21 protein-coding genes and 3 tRNA genes are annotated in these 20,390 nt (G+C 52.2%); 12 read left to right on the forward strand and 12 right to left on the reverse strand.

Annotated elements, in window-relative coordinates; genetic code table 11:
- The first annotated feature begins 2 nt into the window (after nucleotides 1-2).
- The 4 genes from G434_RS16495 (at nucleotide 3) to G434_RS16480 (ending at nucleotide 741) form a co-directional block, all read left to right on the forward strand.
- A tRNA-Val gene (locus G434_RS16495) sits at nucleotides 3-78 on the forward strand.
- Between the two features lie 46 nt (nucleotides 79-124).
- A tRNA-Val gene (locus tag G434_RS16490) sits at nucleotides 125-200 on the forward strand.
- A gap of 4 nt (nucleotides 201-204) precedes the next feature.
- Nucleotides 205-280: transfer RNA gene (locus G434_RS16485), tRNA-Lys, on the forward strand.
- 119 nt (nucleotides 281-399) lie between these two features.
- Nucleotides 400-741: a FlxA-like family protein gene (locus G434_RS16480; protein ID WP_000201400.1), complete on the forward strand. Its 342-nt coding sequence runs from the start codon at nucleotides 400-402 to the stop codon at nucleotides 739-741.
- Here the strand turns inward: G434_RS16480 and G434_RS16475 are convergent.
- Entirely contained in the window at nucleotides 732-1,658 is a 927-nt protein-coding gene (locus G434_RS16475; protein WP_001109783.1) for a LysR family transcriptional regulator, read from the reverse strand. The two genes, G434_RS16480 and G434_RS16475, sit on opposite strands and share 10 nt — an antisense overlap.
- Before the next feature lie 89 nt (nucleotides 1,659-1,747).
- On the opposite strand from G434_RS16475, the gene G434_RS16470 reads away from it, so the two are divergent.
- On the forward strand, nucleotides 1,748-2,746 hold the full coding sequence (locus G434_RS16470) for a bile acid:sodium symporter family protein (protein WP_000765603.1): 999 nt from the start codon (nucleotides 1,748-1,750) through the stop codon (nucleotides 2,744-2,746).
- On the opposite strand, the gene G434_RS16465 is transcribed toward G434_RS16470, so the two are convergent.
- The 3 genes from G434_RS16465 to zipA all read right to left on the reverse strand — a co-directional run bounded on the left by G434_RS16465 (nucleotide 2,743) and on the right by zipA (nucleotide 6,047).
- Nucleotides 2,743-2,961 carry a DUF3820 family protein gene (locus G434_RS16465; protein WP_000410201.1) on the reverse strand — a complete coding sequence of 73 codons (219 nt, stop codon included), beginning with the start codon at nucleotides 2,959-2,961 and terminating at the stop codon, nucleotides 2,743-2,745. The two genes, G434_RS16470 and G434_RS16465, sit on opposite strands and share 4 nt — an antisense overlap.
- 1 nt (nucleotide 2,962) lies before the next feature.
- On the reverse strand, nucleotides 2,963-4,978 hold the full coding sequence (ligA, locus tag G434_RS16460; RefSeq protein ID WP_000443716.1) for an NAD-dependent DNA ligase LigA: 2,016 nt from the start codon (nucleotides 4,976-4,978) through the stop codon (nucleotides 2,963-2,965).
- A gap of 70 nt (nucleotides 4,979-5,048) precedes the next feature.
- Nucleotides 5,049-6,047, reverse strand: coding sequence for a cell division protein ZipA (gene zipA, locus G434_RS16455; RefSeq protein ID WP_001306251.1), 999 nt, complete (start codon nucleotides 6,045-6,047; stop codon nucleotides 5,049-5,051).
- 229 nt (nucleotides 6,048-6,276) lie between these two features.
- Between zipA and cysZ the strand changes: the two genes are divergently transcribed.
- From cysZ to crr, 5 genes are all read left to right on the forward strand, one after another.
- Entirely contained in the window at nucleotides 6,277-7,038 is a 762-nt protein-coding gene (gene cysZ, locus G434_RS16450) for a sulfate transporter CysZ (RefSeq protein WP_000254839.1), read from the forward strand.
- A 184-nt stretch (nucleotides 7,039-7,222) separates the two neighbouring features.
- Entirely contained in the window at nucleotides 7,223-8,194 is a 972-nt protein-coding gene (cysK, locus tag G434_RS16445) for a cysteine synthase A (protein WP_000034402.1), read from the forward strand.
- 383 nt (nucleotides 8,195-8,577) lie between these two features.
- Nucleotides 8,578-8,835, forward strand: coding sequence for a phosphocarrier protein Hpr (gene ptsH / locus G434_RS16440; RefSeq protein ID WP_000487600.1), 258 nt, complete (start codon nucleotides 8,578-8,580; stop codon nucleotides 8,833-8,835).
- A 44-nt stretch (nucleotides 8,836-8,879) separates the two neighbouring features.
- The gene (gene ptsI, locus G434_RS16435) at nucleotides 8,880-10,607 is read left to right on the forward strand and encodes a phosphoenolpyruvate-protein phosphotransferase PtsI (RefSeq protein ID WP_000623136.1); all 1,728 of its coding nucleotides are present in this window, start codon (nucleotides 8,880-8,882) and stop codon (nucleotides 10,605-10,607) included.
- Nucleotides 10,608-10,647: 40 nt separating this feature from the next.
- The gene (gene crr, locus G434_RS16430; protein WP_000522247.1) at nucleotides 10,648-11,157 is read left to right on the forward strand and encodes a PTS glucose transporter subunit IIA; all 510 of its coding nucleotides are present in this window, start codon (nucleotides 10,648-10,650) and stop codon (nucleotides 11,155-11,157) included.
- Between the two features lie 41 nt (nucleotides 11,158-11,198).
- Here the strand turns inward: crr and pdxK are convergent, their stop codons facing one another.
- Nucleotides 11,199-12,050, reverse strand: coding sequence for a pyridoxine/pyridoxal/pyridoxamine kinase (gene pdxK, locus G434_RS16425; RefSeq protein ID WP_000096669.1), 852 nt, complete (start codon nucleotides 12,048-12,050; stop codon nucleotides 11,199-11,201).
- 104 nt (nucleotides 12,051-12,154) lie between these two features.
- Here pdxK and G434_RS16420 point away from each other — a divergent pair, with 104 nt between their 5' ends.
- Entirely contained in the window at nucleotides 12,155-12,523 is a 369-nt protein-coding gene (locus G434_RS16420; protein ID WP_000719960.1) for a YfeK family protein, read from the forward strand.
- Between the two features lie 2 nt (nucleotides 12,524-12,525).
- Here the strand turns inward: G434_RS16420 and cysM are convergent, their stop codons facing one another.
- The 7 genes from cysM to murR form a co-directional block, all read right to left on the reverse strand.
- The gene (gene cysM, locus G434_RS16415; RefSeq protein WP_001309637.1) at nucleotides 12,526-13,437 is read right to left on the reverse strand and encodes a cysteine synthase B; all 912 of its coding nucleotides are present in this window, start codon (nucleotides 13,435-13,437) and stop codon (nucleotides 12,526-12,528) included.
- 133 nt (nucleotides 13,438-13,570) lie between these two features.
- Complete coding sequence (gene cysA, locus G434_RS16410; RefSeq protein WP_000021036.1) at nucleotides 13,571-14,668, reverse strand: sulfate/thiosulfate ABC transporter ATP-binding protein CysA; 1,098 nt, start codon at nucleotides 14,666-14,668, stop codon at nucleotides 13,571-13,573.
- The gene (cysW, locus tag G434_RS16405; protein WP_000141290.1) at nucleotides 14,658-15,533 is read right to left on the reverse strand and encodes a sulfate/thiosulfate ABC transporter permease CysW; all 876 of its coding nucleotides are present in this window, start codon (nucleotides 15,531-15,533) and stop codon (nucleotides 14,658-14,660) included. The genes cysA and cysW overlap by 11 nt, the downstream gene beginning before the upstream one ends.
- Complete coding sequence (gene cysT, locus G434_RS16400) at nucleotides 15,533-16,366, reverse strand: sulfate/thiosulfate ABC transporter permease CysT (protein ID WP_000458406.1); 834 nt, start codon at nucleotides 16,364-16,366, stop codon at nucleotides 15,533-15,535. The genes cysW and cysT overlap by 1 nt, the downstream gene beginning before the upstream one ends.
- Complete coding sequence (gene cysP / locus G434_RS16395; RefSeq protein WP_000290240.1) at nucleotides 16,366-17,382, reverse strand: thiosulfate/sulfate ABC transporter substrate-binding protein CysP; 1,017 nt, start codon at nucleotides 17,380-17,382, stop codon at nucleotides 16,366-16,368. The genes cysT and cysP overlap by 1 nt, the downstream gene beginning before the upstream one ends.
- Before the next feature lie 170 nt (nucleotides 17,383-17,552).
- Entirely contained in the window at nucleotides 17,553-18,344 is a 792-nt protein-coding gene (ucpA, locus tag G434_RS16390; RefSeq protein ID WP_000517444.1) for an SDR family oxidoreductase UcpA, read from the reverse strand.
- Between the two features lie 128 nt (nucleotides 18,345-18,472).
- Nucleotides 18,473-19,330, reverse strand: a complete 858-nt coding sequence (gene murR / locus G434_RS16385; RefSeq protein WP_000966447.1) for an HTH-type transcriptional regulator MurR — start codon at nucleotides 19,328-19,330, stop codon at nucleotides 18,473-18,475.
- A 163-nt stretch (nucleotides 19,331-19,493) separates the two neighbouring features.
- On the opposite strand from murR, the gene murQ reads away from it, so the two are divergent.
- Entirely contained in the window at nucleotides 19,494-20,390 is an 897-nt protein-coding gene (gene murQ / locus G434_RS16380; RefSeq protein ID WP_001175617.1) for an N-acetylmuramic acid 6-phosphate etherase, read from the forward strand.

Genomic DNA, 20,390 nt, shown 5'->3' on the forward strand with positions numbered 1-20,390 from the left:
GGGGGTGATTAGCTCAGCTGGGAGAGCACCTCCCTTACAAGGAGGGGGTCGGCGGTTCGATCCCGTCATCACCCACCACTTTCTCGCCAGCTAAATTTCTTGTAAAAATGTGAAGTACCGAAGTGGGTGATTAGCTCAGCTGGGAGAGCACCTCCCTTACAAGGAGGGGGTCGGCGGTTCGATCCCGTCATCACCCACCACTTCGGGTCGTTAGCTCAGTTGGTAGAGCAGTTGACTTTTAATCAATTGGTCGCAGGTTCGAATCCTGCACGACCCACCAATGTAAAAAAGCGCCCTAAAGGCGCTTTTTTGCTATATGCGGTTTGTAAGATTGATTTTTCTTCTCAAGTTCCTTGTTCTTCTGCCGATATTACCTCGTACAGTGACGAGGACTGAACAATGGCCACTATCTCTCCAACTTCAATTCCTTCCATACAAACACAGAGTAGTAACAGGGCATCAGAAGGTAGCGATGTTGCTTCACAAATTGCGCGGATAAGTCAGCAAATCATCAAACTCACTCAACAAATTAAAGAGATTGCAGACACTAGCGGCAGTGCTGAAGACAAGCAAAAACAGGCCGAATTGATTCAGCAGCAAATCACCCTACTGGAAACACAACTGGCGCAGTTGCAAAGACAGCAGGCAGAAAAAGCGCAGGAGAAAGAGCAGCGTTTGTCTCTGAATGCATCCCTTCCAAATCCTGTTGAAAAAACGACTCAGATCGATATCTATATCTGATACAGCGGATCCCCTTCCCGCCCAGCCATTAGAGCACGGCCCTGGCCTCGTACCACGTCCCATAACGCTTGTGCGGCGGTGGAAAGTGAACGGTTCTTCCTGCGCACCAGCATCAACTGGCGTTCCACCACCGGCGTAATGCGCTTTACCACCAGCGGGCTACCTTCAGGTAACGGCAGCGCCAGTGCGGGAAGAATACTAATGCCGATGCCTGCGGCTACCATCGGGAACAGCGTCGCCGGATGTCCAATCTCCTGCACAATATTCGCCTGAATACCATTGCGCGCCAGCGCTGCGTCAATCAGCGGTCGGCTGCCTGACGCGTAATCCTGCAACACCAATTTCGCTCCCTGTAATGCCTGCCAGGGTACATAATCTTCCGCGGCCAAAGCGCTATCGCGATGGCAAAGCAAGAAGAAAGGCTCGGAAAGAATCGCTTCACATTGCAGATCGCCCACTGGGCCTGGATCGATGACGATGCCAAAATCGACATCTCCCTGGCGAATACTTTCCATCACCCACTGCTGCGGACGATCGTGCAGGATAAACTGAATATCTGGATAGCGGCGATGGCTTTCAGCAATGCATTGCGGAATAAGATGCGCGGAAATGGTCTGGCTGGCAGCGACCCGAACTTTTCCGCTCAGTTGTTGCCCCATACGCCCGGTATCGCGCAACGTGCTGTTAAGTTCATCCAGCAGTCGCTCAAGACGCAAAGCCAACTGCTGCCCTGCATCTGTAAGCACCACTTCACGCGTGGTTCTGTCCAGCAGGCGAACACCAGTATGATTTTCCAGCTCCTTCACACTGTGACTTACTGCCGACTGACTCAGGCCGATACGCTCTCCTGCACGACTAAAACTTTTCTCCTGCGCTACTGTGACGAAAACCTTTAATTGTTTTAAAGAATAATTCATCTGTTTTATTCATGAATGGATGCAATAAATCAATTTTATTTCTCAAACTGGAAGAAGCACAATAGAACCATCGATCATCTGGAGTCTTTATGAAACTTTTTCGTATCCTCGATCCTTTCACCTTAACCCTGATCACGGTGGTGTTGCTGGCCTCTTTCTTTCCGGCCAGAGGCGATTTCGTCCCCTTCTTTGAAAATCTGACCACTGCAGCTATTGCCCTGCTGTTCTTTATGCACGGCGCGAAGTTGTCGCGTGAGGCGATTATTGCTGGCGGTGGGCACTGGCGACTGCATTTGTGGGTAATGTGCAGCACCTTCGTATTGTTTCCGATTCTGGGCGTGCTGTTTGCCTGGTGGAAACCGGTAAATGTCGACCCGATGCTCTACTCCGGTTTTCTCTACTTGTGCATTCTCCCCGCTACCGTGCAGTCTGCAATCGCCTTTACTTCAATGGCGGGCGGTAACGTCGCGGCAGCGGTTTGTTCTGCGTCAGCATCCAGCCTGTTGGGGATTTTCCTTTCACCATTGCTGGTTGGTCTGGTGATGAATGTTCACGGTGCAGGGGGCAGCCTTGAGCAGGTCGGTAAAATTATGCTGCAACTGCTGCTGCCGTTTGTGTTGGGGCATCTTTCCCGGCCGTGGATTGGTGACTGGGTGTCGCGCAATAAAAAATGGATTGCGAAAACTGACCAGACGTCCATTCTGTTGGTGGTTTATACAGCGTTCAGCGAAGCCGTCGTTAATGGTATCTGGCATAAAGTTGGCTGGGGATCATTGCTGTTTATCGTGGTGGTCAGCTGCGTTCTTCTGGCTATCGTGATCGTAGTTAACGTCTTTATGGCACGCCGACTGGGCTTCAATAAGGCAGATGAAATTACTATCGTCTTTTGTGGTTCGAAAAAGAGTCTGGCAAATGGCATCCCGATGGCAAACATTCTTTTCCCCACATCGGTGATCGGTATGATGGTGCTGCCTCTGATGATTTTCCATCAGATCCAATTGATGGTCTGTGCGGTGCTGGCGCGTCGATACAAACACCAGACCGAACAGTTACAGGCGCAGCAGGAAAGCCGCGCCAATAAAGCTTAAAGAGGACGCTTCAGGGGCTGGACCAGTTGCGTCAGCCCCTCAGTTTTAATCAGCAGCGTGATTTGCATTAGCTCACCGAGCTTCCCTGCCGGGAACTCATCTTTGCGGGCAAACCACAGAAGATACTCCTCCGGCAGGTCGATTAAGCGACGCCCTTTGTATTTGCCAAACGGCATTATCGTATTGGCTATTTCAATCAGCTGCTCTTTTTCCATCTCAGCTACCCAGCAAACGCAGCATTTCCGCTTCGTCGATGACTTCAATGCCCAGTTCCTGCGCCTTCGCCAGTTTAGATCCTGCAGCTTCACCCGCTATCACCAGATCGGTTTTCTTCGACACGCTGCCCGCGACTTTCGCGCCCAGTTCGACCAGTCGAGCTTTAGCGTCATCACGCGACATCTGGCTTAAGCTGCCCGTAAGCACCACGGTTTTACCAGCAAACGGGCTGTCAATCTCTTCCGCGTTGATAACGATCGGCGCAGGCCAGTGAACACCTTCCGCCAACAGCTCGCTGATGACATTGCGGTTGCTTTCTTCGGCAAAGAAGTTGTGAACGTGGGATGCAACGACAATGCCAACATCAGGCACCTTTTGCAGCTCTTCAATCGAAGCGGCTTCCAGCGCTTCCAGCGTGCCGAAATATGCCGCCAGACCTGCTGCGGTGGCCTCGCCGACTTCACGGATGCCAAGTGCATAGAGGAAGCGGGCAAAGGTGGTTTCTTTCGCTTTTTCCAGCGCGTTAACCACGTTTTGTGCCGATTTCGGCCCCATGCGCTCCAGTCCGGTCAGTTTGCCTGCGGTGAGTTTGAACAGATCCGCCGGAGTATGGACATATTCTTTTTCAACCAGCTGATCGATGATTTTGTCGCCCATACCGTCAACGTCCATCGCACGGCGGGAAACAAAGTGTTTCAGCGACTCTTTACGCTGCGCACCGCAAATCAGGCCACCGGTACAGCGGGCAACCGCTTCACCTTCCACACGCTCAACGTCAGAACCACATACCGGACAATGCGTCGGGAATACAACCTCACGGGTATCTTCCGGGCGTTCAGAAAGCACGACGTTAACCACCTGCGGGATCACGTCGCCAGCGCGGCGAATCACCACTTTATCGCCAATGCGTAAACCAAGACGTTCGATTTCATCCGCATTGTGTAAGGTTGCGTTACTCACCAGCACGCCAGCAACATGGACAGGTTCCAGACGCGCAACAGGCGTAATCGCGCCAGTACGCCCAACCTGAAACTCGACGTCACGCACAAAGGTCATCTGTTCCTGCGCCGGGAATTTAAACGCTACCGCCCAGCGCGGGGCACGCGCGACAAAGCCAAGCCGCTCCTGCTGTGCCAGTGAGTTGACCTTAATCACCACGCCGTCGATATCAAAACCCAGCGTCGGGCGGTCTTCTTCTACTTTGTGGTAGAACGCCAGCACTTCTTCCGCCGATTCACAAAGCGTTACCCGGTCGCTGACCGGCAAACCCCACTGTTTAAATTGCAGTAAACGGCCAAGATGAGTATCCGGCAGCTCGCCACCTTCCAGAACACCGACGCCATAGCAGAAAAAAGTGAGCGGTCGCTTCGCTGTAATACGCGGATCAAGCTGACGCAGTGAACCAGCTGCCGCATTACGTGGGTTAGCAAACACTTTCCCGCCCGTACGTCGCGCATCTTCGTTAATCTTTTCGAACCCCGCCTGTGGCAGGAACACTTCACCACGTACTTCCAGACGCGCCGGGATATTCTCTCCGTGTAGCTTCAGCGGAATGGCGCGAATAGTACGCACATTAGACGTGATATCTTCCCCGGTGGTGCCATCGCCACGAGTCGCGGCACTGACTAAAACGCCATTTTCATACAGAATACTGACGGCAAGGCCATCCAGCTTCAGCTCACAGCACCAGGTGACTTTCTCGTTGCTTTTCAGACGGTCCTGCACACGTTTGTTGAAAGCAAGAAAGCTTTCTTCATCAAAAACGTTATCCAGCGACAGCATTGGCACTTCATGGCGGATCTGGCTGAAAGCCGCCAGCGGCGCAGCACCTACACGTTGGGTAGGCGAATCAGGCGTAATCAGTTCTGGATGTTTGGTTTCCAGCTCACGCAGTTCGCGCATCAGCCTGTCGTATTCAACGTCGGGAATTTCCGGCGCATCCATCACATGATAAAGATATTCATGATGGCGAAGCGTCGTTCGCAGTTCTGTCAGTTGTTGTTCGATTGATTCCATATCGCACCATCAATGCTAAAAACCCCCGACAAGCGGGGGTTCGAAGAGGAGTTAATTTGCCTTAAGTGTATCAGGCGTTGGCGTCTTTGACTTCGCGGATGATGTCCTGGTACTCGCGCAATTTCTGCGGAGTCATCATACGGCGCTGATCGTCAAGAACAACACCGCCCACTTCATCGGCAATATGCTGCGCAGATTGCAGCATCAGCTTGAAGTTCTGCAGCTCGTCACCGTAAGACGGTACCTGCATAAAGATAGTGACACCCGGAGTAGTGAAATCCTTCATTTCAGGATCAAAGGTTCCCGGTTTCACCATATTCGCCAGGCTGAATAACGCCGGGCCGCTGCCATCCGGGCTAAGATGACGATGGTAAATATTCATATCGCCAAAAATGAAGCCCGCTTGTTGAATGCTGTTAAGAAGCAGTTCACCGTTTAGCTCGCTACCGTGATGCGCCGCGACGTTCATGATAATCACCGCTTCTTTGCGCTTCGGTTTATCCATAACTGGAGCCGGTTCCGCTACAGGCTCAGGCTGTGGTGCCGCTACAGGCTCTGCAGGCTGGAAAGCCTGTTGTGCCGGTTGCGGTGCTGAATGCACTGGCTGCGGCGCTGATGCGACCTTTGGCGAAACTGGCTGCTGCAACGGCTGTTCAGGCTGCGGCTGATAGGCAGGCTGCTGCACGGGTTGCTGCACCGGCTGCGCTGGACGCGGAGCATGTTGCGGCGGTACCTGCGCTTCAGGCGGCGGCTGGACCGGTTGACGCGGCTGCGCAGACGCATAAGGCGGTTGGTACTGGTGTTGCGGCGACGGACGAGCAGCCTCATGCTCCTGGGCGTTAGCCGGGGCATGATTCACGCGGTGAACACGAACCTCACCAACGCCCTCATCATCTTCGACATCCTCGTCATAAGAATCGTCGTCACGTTTTGACTTCATTCGTTTTAGTGGCCGATCGCGGAACATAGAAGATCGTTCTTTACGGCTGGTCCAGAAACCATGTACCAGTAAAGCGATTATGGCGATCGCGCCAACAATGATTAATATCAGACGCAAATCCTGCATCATTATATTCTCTGTTGTTCTAACACCTTGCCACCACGGCAAACATTTACTCACTAAGAGTATTTGCCGATTACCTCAAGTGCAAGTGCACTATTAACTTTCACAGCACAAAGATAGATGAAATCGTGCTTTTTGCTGTTTTTTCGAACATATCCTAACTGTCCATTGCGCAATTACCCGGTAAAATACGCAGAATTTTCCTGGGATTGGTCAAAAGGAGCTCATCCTGATTATGGTTTCATCATTCACATCTGCCCCACGCAGCGGTTTTTACTATTTTGCGCAAGGCTGGAAGCTCGTCTCGCAACCTGGGATTCGGCGTTTCGTTATTTTACCGCTGCTGGTCAATATTTTGTTGATGGGGGGCGCATTCTGGTGGCTCTTTACGCAACTCGATGTCTGGATCCCGACTCTCATGAGTTATGTTCCGGACTGGTTACAATGGCTGAGCTATCTGTTGTGGCCTCTGGCAGTCATCTCCGTGCTGTTAGTGTTTGGCTATTTCTTCTCAACGATTGCTAACTGGATTGCCGCTCCGTTTAACGGTTTATTGGCTGAACAACTGGAAGCACGATTGACTGGCGCTACACCGCCAGATACCGGGATTTTCGGTATCATGAAAGATGTGCCGCGAATCATGAAACGCGAATGGCAAAAATTTGCCTGGTATCTGCCGCGCGCAATTGTATTACTAATTCTTTACTTCATCCCTGGTATTGGGCAAACCGTCGCGCCGGTACTGTGGTTCCTGTTTAGCGCCTGGATGTTAGCCATCCAGTATTGCGATTACCCCTTCGATAACCACAAAGTGCCGTTTAAAGAGATGCGCACCGCCCTGCGCACACGCAAAATCACCAATATGCAGTTTGGTGCTTTAACCAGCCTGTTTACGATGATCCCGCTGCTTAATCTGTTCATCATGCCCGTTGCCGTTTGTGGTGCGACGGCGATGTGGGTCGATTGCTATCGCGATAAACACGCGATGTGGCGGTAACAATCTACCGGTTATTTTGTAAACCGCTTGTGTGAAACAGGGGTGGCTTATGCCGCCCCTTATTCCATCTTGCATGTCATTATTTCCCTTCTGCATATAGATATGCTAAATCCTTACTTCCGCATATTCTCTGAGCGGGTATGCTAGCTGTTGTATCCCAATTTCATACAGTTAAGGACAGGCCATGAGTAAGATTTTTGAAGATAACTCGCTGACTATCGGTCACACGCCGCTGGTTCGCCTGAATCGCATCGGTAACGGACGCATTCTGGCGAAGGTGGAATCTCGTAACCCCAGCTTCAGCGTTAAGTGCCGTATCGGTGCCAACATGATTTGGGATGCCGAAAAGCGCGGCGTGCTGAAACCAGGCGTTGAACTGGTTGAACCAACCAGCGGTAATACCGGGATTGCACTGGCCTATGTCGCTGCCGCTCGCGGTTACAAACTCACCCTGACCATGCCAGAAACCATGAGTATTGAACGCCGCAAGCTGCTGAAAGCGTTAGGTGCAAACCTGGTGCTGACCGAAGGTGCTAAAGGCATGAAAGGCGCAATCCAAAAAGCAGAAGAAATTGTCGCCAGCAATCCAGAGAAATACCTGCTGCTGCAACAATTCAGCAATCCGGCAAACCCTGAAATTCACGAAAAAACCACCGGTCCGGAGATCTGGGAAGATACCGACGGTCAGGTTGATGTATTTATTGCTGGCGTTGGGACTGGCGGTACGCTGACCGGCGTCAGCCGCTACATTAAAGGCACCAAAGGCAAGACCGATCTTATCTCTGTCGCCGTTGAGCCAACCGATTCTCCAGTTATCGCCCAGGCGCTGGCAGGTGAAGAGATTAAACCTGGCCCGCATAAAATTCAGGGTATTGGCGCTGGTTTTATCCCGGCGAACCTCGATCTCAAGCTGGTCGATAAAGTCATTGGCATCACCAATGAAGAAGCCATTTCTACCGCGCGTCGTCTGATGGAAGAAGAAGGTATTCTTGCAGGTATCTCTTCTGGAGCAGCTGTTGCTGCGGCGTTGAAACTACAAGAAGATGAAAGCTTTACCAACAAGAATATTGTGGTTATTCTACCGTCATCGGGTGAGCGTTATTTAAGCACCGCATTGTTTGCCGATCTCTTCACTGAGAAAGAATTGCAACAGTAATGCCAGCTTGTTAAAAATGCGTAAAAAAGCACCTTTTCAGGTGCTTTTTTGTGGCCTGCTTCAAACTTTCGCCCCTCCTGGCATTGATTCAGCCTGTCGGAACTGGTATTTAACCAGACTAATTATTTTGATGCGCGAAATTAATCGTTACAGGAAAAGCCAAAGCTGAATCGATTTTATGATTTGGTTCAATTCTTCCTTTAGCGGCATAATGTTTAATGACGTACGAAACGTCAGCGGTCAACACCCGCCAGCAATGGACTGTATTGCGCTCTTCGTGCGTCGCGTCTGTTAAAAACTGGCGCTAACAATACAGGCTAAAGTCGAACCGCCAGGCTAGACTTTAGTTCCACAACACTAAACCTATAAGTTGGGGAAATACAATGTTCCAGCAAGAAGTTACCATTACCGCTCCGAACGGTCTGCACACCCGCCCTGCTGCCCAGTTTGTAAAAGAAGCTAAGGGCTTCACTTCTGAAATTACTGTGACTTCCAACGGCAAAAGCGCCAGCGCGAAAAGCCTGTTTAAACTGCAGACTCTGGGCCTGACTCAAGGTACCGTTGTGACTATCTCCGCAGAAGGCGAAGACGAGCAGAAAGCGGTTGAACATCTGGTTAAACTGATGGCGGAACTCGAGTAATTTCCCGGGTTCTTTTAAAAATCAGTCACAAGTAAGGTAGGGTTATGATTTCAGGCATTTTAGCATCCCCGGGTATCGCTTTCGGTAAAGCTCTGCTTCTGAAAGAAGACGAAATTGTCATTGACCGGAAAAAAATTTCTGCCGACCAGGTTGATCAGGAAGTTGAACGTTTTCTGAGCGGTCGTGCCAAGGCATCAGCCCAGCTGGAAACGATCAAAACGAAAGCTGGTGAAACGTTCGGTGAAGAAAAAGAAGCCATCTTTGAAGGGCATATTATGCTGCTCGAAGATGAGGAGCTGGAGCAGGAAATCATAGCCCTGATTAAAGATAAGCACATGACAGCTGACGCAGCTGCTCATGAAGTTATCGAAGGTCAGGCTTCTGCCCTGGAAGAGCTGGATGATGAATACCTGAAAGAACGTGCGGCTGACGTACGTGATATCGGTAAGCGCCTGCTGCGCAACATCCTGGGCCTGAAGATTATCGACCTGAGCGCCATTCAGGATGAAGTCATTCTGGTTGCCGCTGACCTGACGCCGTCCGAAACCGCACAGCTGAACCTGAAGAAGGTGCTGGGTTTCATCACCGACGCGGGTGGCCGTACTTCCCACACCTCTATCATGGCGCGTTCTCTGGAACTGCCTGCTATCGTGGGTACCGGTAGCGTCACCTCTCAGGTGAAAAATGACGACTATCTGATTCTGGATGCCGTAAATAATCAGGTTTACGTCAATCCAACCAACGAAGTTATTGATAAAATGCGCGCTGTTCAGGAGCAAGTGGCTTCTGAAAAAGCAGAGCTTGCTAAACTGAAAGATCTGCCAGCTATTACGCTGGACGGTCACCAGGTAGAAGTGTGCGCTAACATTGGTACGGTTCGTGACGTTGAAGGTGCAGAGCGTAACGGCGCTGAAGGCGTTGGTCTGTATCGTACTGAGTTCCTGTTCATGGACCGCGACGCGCTGCCCACTGAAGAAGAACAGTTTGCTGCTTACAAAGCAGTGGCTGAAGCGTGTGGCTCGCAGGCGGTTATCGTTCGTACCATGGACATCGGCGGCGACAAAGAGCTGCCATACATGAACTTCCCGAAAGAAGAAAACCCGTTCCTCGGCTGGCGCGCTATCCGTATCGCGATGGATCGTAAAGAGATCCTGCGCGATCAGCTCCGCGCTATCCTGCGTGCCTCGGCTTTCGGTAAATTGCGCATTATGTTCCCGATGATCATCTCTGTTGAAGAAGTGCGTGCACTGCGCAAAGAGATCGAAATCTACAAACAGGAACTGCGCGACGAAGGTAAAGCGTTTGACGAGTCAATTGAAATCGGCGTAATGGTGGAAACACCGGCTGCCGCAACAATTGCACGTCATTTAGCCAAAGAAGTTGATTTCTTTAGTATCGGCACCAATGATTTAACGCAGTACACTCTGGCAGTTGACCGTGGTAATGATATGATTTCACACCTTTACCAGCCAATGTCACCGTCCGTGCTGAACTTGATCAAGCAAGTTATTGATGCTTCTCATGCTGAAGGCAAATGGACTGGCATGTGTGGTGAGCTTGCTGGCGATGAACGTGCTACACTTCTGTTGCTGGGGATGGGTCTGGACGAATTCTCTATGAGCGCCATTTCTATCCCGCGCATTAAGAAGATTATCCGTAACACGAACTTCGAAGATGCGAAGGTGTTAGCAGAGCAGGCTCTTGCTCAACCGACAACGGACGAGTTAATGACGCTGGTTAACAAGTTCATTGAAGAAAAAACAATCTGCTAATCCACGAGATGCGGCCCAATTTACTGCTTAGGAGAAGATCATGGGTTTGTTCGATAAACTGAAATCTCTGGTTTCCGACGACAAGAAGGATACCGGAACTATTGAGATCATTGCTCCGCTCTCTGGCGAGATCGTCAATATCGAAGACGTGCCGGATGTCGTTTTTGCGGAAAAAATCGTTGGTGATGGCATTGCTATCAAACCAACTGGAAACAAAATGGTCGCGCCTGTAGACGGCACCATTGGTAAAATCTTTGAAACCAACCACGCGTTCTCTATCGAATCTGATAGCGGCGTTGAACTGTTCGTCCACTTCGGTATCGACACCGTTGAACTGAAAGGCGAAGGCTTCAAGCGTATTGCTGAAGAAGGTCAGCGCGTGAAAGTTGGCGATACTGTCATTGAATTCGATCTGCCGCTGCTGGAAGAGAAAGCCAAGTCTACCCTGACTCCGGTTGTTATCTCCAACATGGACGAAATCAAAGAACTGATCAAACTGTCCGGTAGCGTAACCGTGGGTGAAACCCCGGTTATCCGCATCAAGAAGTAATTCTTGCCGCAGTGAAAAATGGCGCCCATCGGCGCCATTTTTTATGCTTCCGCCAGCGGCGGCAAAATCAATTCATCGCTCTCATGCTGCTGGGTGTAGCGCATCACTTCCAGTACGCGCAACCCCGCACGGTGCACCGCATCGTTTAACGCCTTCCCTTTCAGCAAACCACTGATAAGCTGAGCACAAAACAGGTCGCCAGTCCCTTTCAGGTCGGTTTTTACCCGTGAATGGGAAATGACATTCACGCTGTCGGCAGTGACCACCACCACCTGCATCTCCTGATTTTCTTCATTACCGGAGGCGCTGGTAATCACCACCCATTTTAATGTGTCTGAAAGCAGACTTTTTGCGGCAGCAATGGCACTGTCGAGATCGCGGCAATTTTTACCGGTCAGGATTTCCAGCTCAAAAATATTGGGGGTAATTCCCTGCGCCAGCGGCAGTAAATATTGTCGATACGCCTCGGGAAGGTCAGGTTTGACATAAATTCCGCTATCAATATCGCCAATCACTGGATCGACCATGATCAATAGGTCAGGATGATCTTTGCGTAGCGCAGTCAGCCACTCGGCAAGGATTTTGATTTGCGATGCCGTTCCCATATAGCCCGTGGTTACAGCACGAAGTTGGCGCAACGCATCACGCTCCTGAAGCGCACGCAAATAGCCGCTAAACCATTCGTCCGGAATCGCACCACCGTAGAAAGTGTCATAATGCGGTGTATTGCTCAGCAATACAGTCGGCACGGCAAAGACATTCAAGCCGTTCTGTTTGATAGCAGGCACGGCAATGCTGTTGCCTACGCTGCCGTACACTACCTGCGACTGCACGGCGACGATATCCGCCTGCAATGCCCTGCTCTTATCGTTAAACAACAACAAACTACTCATTTAATTTTTTCTCCTTGCCGATGATCCTCATCGTATTCCAACCGAAACTTTACCTGATTCTGGCAGTCAAATCGGCTATCACAAAACAAGGATAAGGTAATTCAATGAAGAAAATCATTTGTCTGGTCATTACGCTGCTAATGACACTCCCCGTTTACGCGAAGTTAACTGCCCATGAAGAAGCCCGTATCAACGCCATGCTGGAGGGATTAGCACAGAAAAAGGATTTGATATTTGTGCGTAACGGCGATGAACACACCTGTGATGAAGCGGTTTCCCACCTGCGTCTGAAGCTCGGCAACACGCGCAACCGCATTGACACCGCCGAGCAGTTTATTGATAAGGTGGCCTCGTCGTCATCGATTACCGGGAAGCCGTATATCGTGAAGATGCCCGGTAAAAGCGATGAGAACGCACAACCTTTTTTACATGCGCTAATTGCGCAGACGGATAAAACGGTGCCTGCGCAATAATCTTAAATCCCCGCCCCCTGACTAAAATGCTCTTCCCCAAACACCCCGGTGGAGAGGTAGCGATCGCCGCGATCGCAGATGATCGCCACAACCACCGCGCCGGGGTTAGCTTTTGCCACGCGCAGTGCTCCGGCAACCGCGCCGCCGGAGCTGACGCCACAGAATATTCCTTCCCGCACTGCCAGTTCGCGCATGGTGTTTTCCGCTTCTCGCTGATGAATATCCAGCACCTCATCCACCAGCGAAGCGTTGAAAATCCCCGGCAGATATTCCGCAGGCCAGCGGCGAATGCCGGGAATGCTACTGCCCTCTTCCGGCTGCAGGCCAACAATGGTCACCGGTTTGGATTGTTCGCGCATAAAGCGTGAAACGCCGGTGATAGTGCCGGTTGTTCCCATGCTGGAGACAAAATGGGTAATGCGCCCGCCAGTTTGCTGCCAGATTTCCGGCCCGGTGGTGGTGTAATGCGCATAAGGGTTATCGGGATTATTGAACTGATCGAGCAGCTTTCCTTCGCCACGATTCGCCATCTCCAGCGCCAGATCGCGCGCACCTTCCATGCCCTGCTCTTTGGTGACAAGAATCAGTTCCGCACCATAAGCACGCATCGCCGCACGGCGTTCCTGGCTCATGTTGTCGGGCATCAGCAATTTCATGCGATAGCCTTTAAGCGCGGCAATCATTGCCAGCGCAATTCCGGTGTTACCACTGGTGGCTTCGATCAGCACGTCACCCGGTTTAATTTCCCCGCGCTTTTCCGCCTCGACGATCATCGAAAGTGCCGCACGATCTTTTACCGAACCTGCCGGGTTATTGCCTTCCAGTTTCAACCAGACTTCACTGCCGTTATTCGGCCCCATTCGCTGCAACTTCACCAGAGGCGTATTGCCAATTGTTTGTTCTAATGTACTCACGATCTCTGTCCATACGTGGTGTTGCCTGATGCGACGCTTGCGCGTCTTATCAGGCCTACAGGTTACAAACCTTGCCATTAAAAAGCCCGGATCGCGGGAAGCGCCTCCGGGCGTTTAACATTCACTCAACCTATCAGGCGCTTTGTGCGAGAGCAAGTTCCTCATCGCGGGTTTCAATACGCTCGTCGCCGTTATACAGCCGCGCATGTTGCAGACCAACGAATAAACGCTCGCCACGCTGCGGGGCATCGTCGCCATGCATCACAACCGTCAGCGGTTCGTTGTACCACCCCAGCGGCTGCACAACTAATTGGGTGTAGTGGCCTTTCGGGCTGGCTTCCAGTACCTGTACCGGCAGCGGCGAATCGAGGCTGGTACGGCGGCTGATATCCACTTCCCACGGACGAAGGAAGAGATCCACCGGCCCCTGATACGCAGGTGTATAGCCCAGCGGCCAGCGATGTGCGCCAACATGGAACTGCCCGCCGCGAATGGTTCCCTGCAGGCGGTTCACTTCGCCCATAAATTCGAGTACAAAACGGGTCGCTGGTTCGCGCCATACCTGGTCCGGTGCATCAGCCTGCTCGATATTGCCCTGGCTCATCACCACTACACGATCGGCTACTTCGGTCGCTTCTTCCTGGTCATGGGTCACAAACACGCTGGTGAATTTCAGCTCTTCATGTAACTGACGCAGCCAGCGACGCAGCTCTTTACGCACCTGCGCATCCAGCGCGCCAAACGGTTCATCAAGCAGCAGAATTTGCGGTTCCACAGCGAGCGCACGCGCCAGCGCCACGCGCTGTTTCTGCCCGCCGGAAAGCTGTGCCGGATAACGATCCGCCAGATGCGCAAGCTGCACCATCTCCAGCAATTTTGTCACTTTCGCTTTGATCGCCGCCGCATTCGGGCGTTCACGCCGCGGCAACACCGTCAGGCCAAAAGCGATATTGTCGAACACCGTCATATGACGGAACAGCGCATAATGCTGGAACACGAAACCGACTTTACGGTCCCGCGCGTGCAGACGGCTCACGTCGGTACCGTGGAAGCGAATATGCCCGCTGGTTTGATGCTCCAGCCCGGCGATAATCCGCAGCAGCGTGGTTTTCCCGGAACCGGACGGCCCCAGCAACGCGACCATCTGACCAGAAGGAATATCCAGCGAGATATCGTTCAGCACCTGGGTGCGACCAAAAGACTTCTTAATATTGGCAATCTCAATGCTCATGATGTTCCTCCTGCTGCGCGCGTTTTTCCTGATTCTCCAGGCGCCACTGCAACATACTCTTTAAAAACAGGGTGATAATCGCCATCAGCGTCAACAGCGCAGCGGCGGTAAAGGAGCCGACGGTGTTGTAGTCCTGCTCCAGCAATTCAATCTGTAGCGGCAGCGAAAGTGTTTCGCCGCGAATCGAGCCGGAAACCACCGACACCGCACCAAACTCGCCAATCGCGCGGGCGTTGGTCAGCACCACGCCATAAAGCAGCGCCCAGCGGATGTTCGGCAGCGTGACGCGACGGAACATCTGCCAGCCAGATGCGCCCAGCAAAATCGCCGCTTCGTCTTCCTGGCTGCCCTGGCTTAACATCACCGGCACCAGCTCACGCACCACAAACGGACACGTCACGAAGATGGTGACCAGCACCATTCCCGGCCAGGAGAACATAATTTGCAGATTATGTTCATCCAGCCAGCCACCGAGCGGGCCGTTAGAGCCGTAAAACAGCAGATACACCAGACCGGCAACCACCGGCGATACGGCAAACGGAATGTCCAGTAGCGTCAGCAGTAACTGGCGTCCGGGGAAGTTAAAGCGCGTCACCAGCCACGCCAGCAGAATGCCGAACACCAGGTTTACCGGTACGGCAATCAACGCAATCATTACCGTCAGCCAGATGGCGTGCAGCATGTCCGGATCGGCCAGATTCTGTAAAACTGGCATCAGCCCTTTGCTGAACGCCTGCACGAAGATGTAAATCATCGGCACCAGCAGGATGAACGCCGAAACCAGCATCCCGATACCAATCAGAAACCACTTGCCCCAGTTAATCGGGCGCGCGCCATAACGCTTCAATTGGGTAACTTCCGTCATTAATGACCTACCACACGCCGACCAAAGCGACTTTGCAGAGTGTTAATTGAGAACAACAGCAGCAGGGATGCCGCGAGGATCACCGAAGCAATCGCGCTCGCCGCCGGGTAATCAAACTCCTGTAAGCGAACAAAAATCATCAGCGACGTCACTTCCGTCTTCCAGGCAATGTTCCCGGCGATGAAAATCACCGCGCCAAATTCACCAAGACTACGGGTAAACGACAGCGCCACGCCCGCCACCAGCGCCGGAGAAAGTTCTGGCAGCACCACTTTGCAGAAACTCTGCCAGCGCGTTGCGCCGAGCGTTTCTGCCGCTTCTTCATATTCCGGGCCTAACTCTTCCAGCACCGGTTGCACGGTACGCACCACAAACGGAATGCTGGTAAAGGCCATCGCCACCGCAATCCCCAGCCAGGTATAGGTAACTTTGATATCAAACTTCGCCAGCCATTCACCGTAAAAACCGTTCACTGAAAAGAGCGAGGCCAGCGTCAAACCGGCGACTGCCGTTGGCAGCGCAAAGGGTAAATCCATCAGCGCATCAAGCAGCGTGCGGCCCGGAAAGCGATAGCGGGTTAAAATCCACGCCATTAGCAAACCGAAAACGCCGTTAAAAATTGATGCCACAAACGCTGACAGCAGCGTCACTTTGTAGGCCGCGACCACTTGTGGGTTGGTGATCACCTCCCAGTACTGCGCCCAGCTCATCTGAGCCAGCTGCATCACCAGCGCGGAGAGCGGCAGCAGCAAAATAAGGCACACAAACAGCAGACTGGTGCCGAGGCTTAAGGTAAAGCCCGGCAGCACGCGTCTTGATGAAACTGCAAACATTAATTACGCCCCGCCGCTAACAGCTTGTCTAACTCGCCGCCGCTGGTGAAGTGGGTTTTCATCACTTCCGGCCAGGAGCCAAATTTGTCTTCCACGCGGAACAGTTCGGTCTGCGGGAATTTGTCTTTCAGTTTGTCCATGACTTCCGGGTTATTTACGCGGTAGTAATAGTCGGTGATGATGGTTTGCGCCTGCGGGCTGTAGAGCCAGTTCAGGTAGGCTTTTGCTGCTTTTTCCGTACCGTTGGCCTGCACGTTTTTATCGACCCACGCCACCGGGAATTCCGCCAGAATGTTGGTTTTCGGAATCACCACTTCAAAGCCCTGCGCTTCATACTGTTTGCGGATGTTGTTCACTTCCGACTCGAAGCTGATCAGCACATCGCCCAGGCCGCGCTCGGCAAAAGTGGTGGTCGCGCCACGACCTCCAGTATCGAACACTTCAACGTTTTTCAGGAACTGGGTCATAAACTGTTCGGTTTTGGCTTTGTCGCCACCGTCAGCTTTATCCGCTGCGCCCCATGCCGCCAGATAGGTGTAACGTGCGTTACCCGACGTTTTCGGGTTCGGGAAAATCAGCTTCACGTCGGAGCGCACCAGATCGTTCCAGTCGTGGATATTTTTCGGGTTGCCCTTACGCACCAGGAAACCCATGGTGGAGTAGAACGGCGAGCTGTTATTCGGCAGGCGCGTTTGCCAGTCGGCCGGGATCAGCTTGCCTTTGTCGTGCAGGATTTGTACGTCAGTCACCTGGTTATAAGTGACAACGTCGGCTTTTAAGCCCTGCAAAATCGCCAACGCCTGTTTTGATGACCCGGCATGAGATTGTTTTATCGTCAGTTTGTCGCCGCCGTTATCTTTGGCCCATTGTTGCTCAAACGGCGGGTTCAGGGCGGCAAACAGCTCGCGGGAGACGTCATAAGAACTGTTCAGCAGTTCCGTTGCCTGTACATGGCCCGCCAGCAGCAGAGAAGCGACCAGCGCGAGTGAGTTCTTTTTCAGTAAGTTAACGGCCATTGCGCACCCTTATAAATTTAATGACTTTCTAATAGCCATCATATTTATAACGGACGTGAAAGGAGTAACGGTTTTATATACCGTTTGGTGATTTGGAAGTTGAAAAGGGAATAAGAACCGGGTTCAAGACGAAATCCTCCCCACAAATGCAGGGAGGAAACAGAGGTGAATCAGATGCCGACGCTAACCGTCTCCGGCAGTGTGCTGCCGCCATCAATCACATTCTGTGTACCGGTTAAATAACTTGATTCATCCGATGCGAGGAAGGCTGCCAGTTCGCCGACTTCCAGCGGATCGGCGAGGCGACGCATCGGGATTGCTTTTGCCATTTCAGTCAGCACCGATTCTGGATCTTCCGGGTTCGACTGGCGGGCAATGCTTTCCGCCATTGGCGTGCGTACGTATCCCGGGCAGATGGCGTTAACGCGAATACCAGACCGCGCGTACTCCACCGCCAGCGATTTAGTCAGGCCAACAATCGCCGCTTTCGTTAAGGCATACGCCGTTTCACCCGGATCGGCCACCATATCGCCAGTGACTGAAGACATCATCACAATGCGACCATCTTTGCGGGCAATCATCTCCGGCAGCACCGCCTTCGTGACGTTCCATACACCTTTAATATTGATATCAATATGGAAATCGCGATCTTCATCGCTCATATCGAGGAAACTGCCCAGACGACAAACGCCTGCGTTATTCACCAGGATATCAATGCGCCCTTCTTTTTCCTTCGCGCGCTTGATAGCTGCGGCGACCGACGCCGGGTCACGCACATCGGCGACAACCGCCGTACAGCGATGACCACGACCACACAGTTCGTCCGCCAGCTTTTCGATCTCAGGGGAGATATCCAGCAAGATTAGGTTTGCGCCATGACGCGCAAAAGTTCTGGCAATTCCTTCGCCAATTCCCTGCAATGCGCCCGTAATCAGTGCTGTCTTGCCCGTGAGTTTACCCATTTTAATGCTCTCCTTGTTAATACAGAGCGTTACACTCCATTCCCTCTGAAAATACAGGATAAACAAAATATTGCTGCGGATCAGCTCACTAATTCAGGAAAATCTCAATTCAGTCGCTGCTTTATGCATCATTTCAGGCGTTGCGTTAGCTCACTGCTGCGCTCAATCATTTTCAATGACTCCACATCATTGAGTTGCACAAGGCCAACAAACAGTAAATCGGTAACAGAATTTTGCGCCGTGCGGGTAGACATCGACGAGCTACGCCATTCGGTTTCACCGGAAACGGTATCGAGCGTGAAATGCGCCAGCCGCCGCAGCGGAGAATCGGTTAACGAGGTAATGGCAATCACCGTTGCCCCCTGCTTTCGTGCTGCCTCGGCGCACAAGACAATCTCTTTTTTACTGCCGCTGTAAGAGATAGCGATTTGTACATCGCCTTTTTTTAGCGCCTGAGAAACGGTGGCTTGTACGTGCGTGTCGGCTTCACAGGCCACGCGATAGCCAATTTTCATCAGTTTGAACGACAGATCGCGCCCCACCAGCGCCGACCCGCCCAGGCCCGTTATCTGGATAAACGGTGCTTTACTGATGGCCTCAATGATTTTTTGCAGCCGCGCGTAGTCGAACAACGCGCAGGTTTGCTCCAGCGCCAGCTCTTTTTCGCGATTCAGTTTGCGGGCAATCACTTCCAGCGAATCATCACTGGTAATCGAACTGTGCAGGTGCAGCGCCGTGGCATTCGTTTTCTCCCGGCTGGCACTGTATTCGCCAATTAACGCCATACGCAATTCAGTAAATCCTTGCGCGCCGAGCTTCTGGGCAAACTTCACAATACTCGACTGGCTGATGCCGAGCAGTTTCGCCATCTTGCGCGAAGAGACAGATTTCAGCTCACTCACGTTAGCCCGCAGAAAGTCAGCAATTTTTTGCTCGTTCCCGGTAAATTCACTTTCCGCATTGCGTATTTTCGTCAGGTACAACATCTTCCACTCTCCTGGGCTGGCAGCAAAAATTCCGCTTAAGTTCTTATGACGCTCTTCACACTCTGCGAGTGTAGACTCAATGATTCCTTTAAGTCTGTCAATTCGGGATATATGATTCCATACATCTGCAATTATTTGATCGTAAATAGTAAGGTCACCACCGATGCAACTTGAAAAGATGATTACCGAAGGCTCGAACGCCGCCTCGGCTGAAATTGACCGCGTATCAACGCTGGAAATGTGCCGGATTATCAACGATGAAGATAAAACCGTGCCGCTTGCCGTTGAGCGCGTACTGCCGGATATCGCCGCGGCGATCGATGTTATCCACGCCCAGGTCAGCGGCGGCGGTCGTCTGATTTATCTCGGTGCGGGAACATCCGGTCGTCTGGGGATTCTGGATGCCAGCGAATGTCCGCCCACCTACGGCGTTAAACCGGGCCTGGTAGTTGGTTTGATTGCTGGCGGCGAATATGCCATTCAGCACGCGGTGGAAGGCGCGGAAGATAGCCGGGAAGGCGGTGTTAATGATCTGAAAAATATCGGCTTAACCGCGCAGGATGTGGTGGTTGGTATTGCGGCCAGCGGACGCACGCCGTATGTGATTGCCGGACTGGAATACGCACGCCAGCTCGGCTGCCGCACAGTGGGAATTTCCTGTAATCCGGGGAGCGCCGTTTCAACCACCGCAGAGTTTGCCATTACGCCAGTTGTTGGGGCCGAAGTGGTCACTGGTTCTTCGCGAATGAAAGCAGGCACGGCGCAGAAACTGGTGCTCAATATGCTTTCCACCGGGCTGATGATTAAATCCGGCAAAGTGTTCGGCAACCTGATGGTCGATGTGGTCGCCACCAATGAAAAACTGCATGTACGCCAGGTCAATATCGTCAAAAACGCTACCGGATGTAGCGCAGAGCAAGCGGAAGCGGCATTGGTTGCCTGCGAGCGCAACTGTAAAACGGCCATTGTGATGGTGCTGAAAAATCTCGATGCCGCAGAAGCTAAAAAACGCCTTGATCAACACGGCGGCTTTATTCGTCAGGTTTTAGACAAGGAATAA

This window comes from Escherichia sp. KTE172 (assembly GCF_000408845.1).
In the GTDB taxonomy this organism is placed as follows: domain Bacteria; phylum Pseudomonadota; class Gammaproteobacteria; order Enterobacterales; family Enterobacteriaceae; genus Escherichia; species Escherichia coli.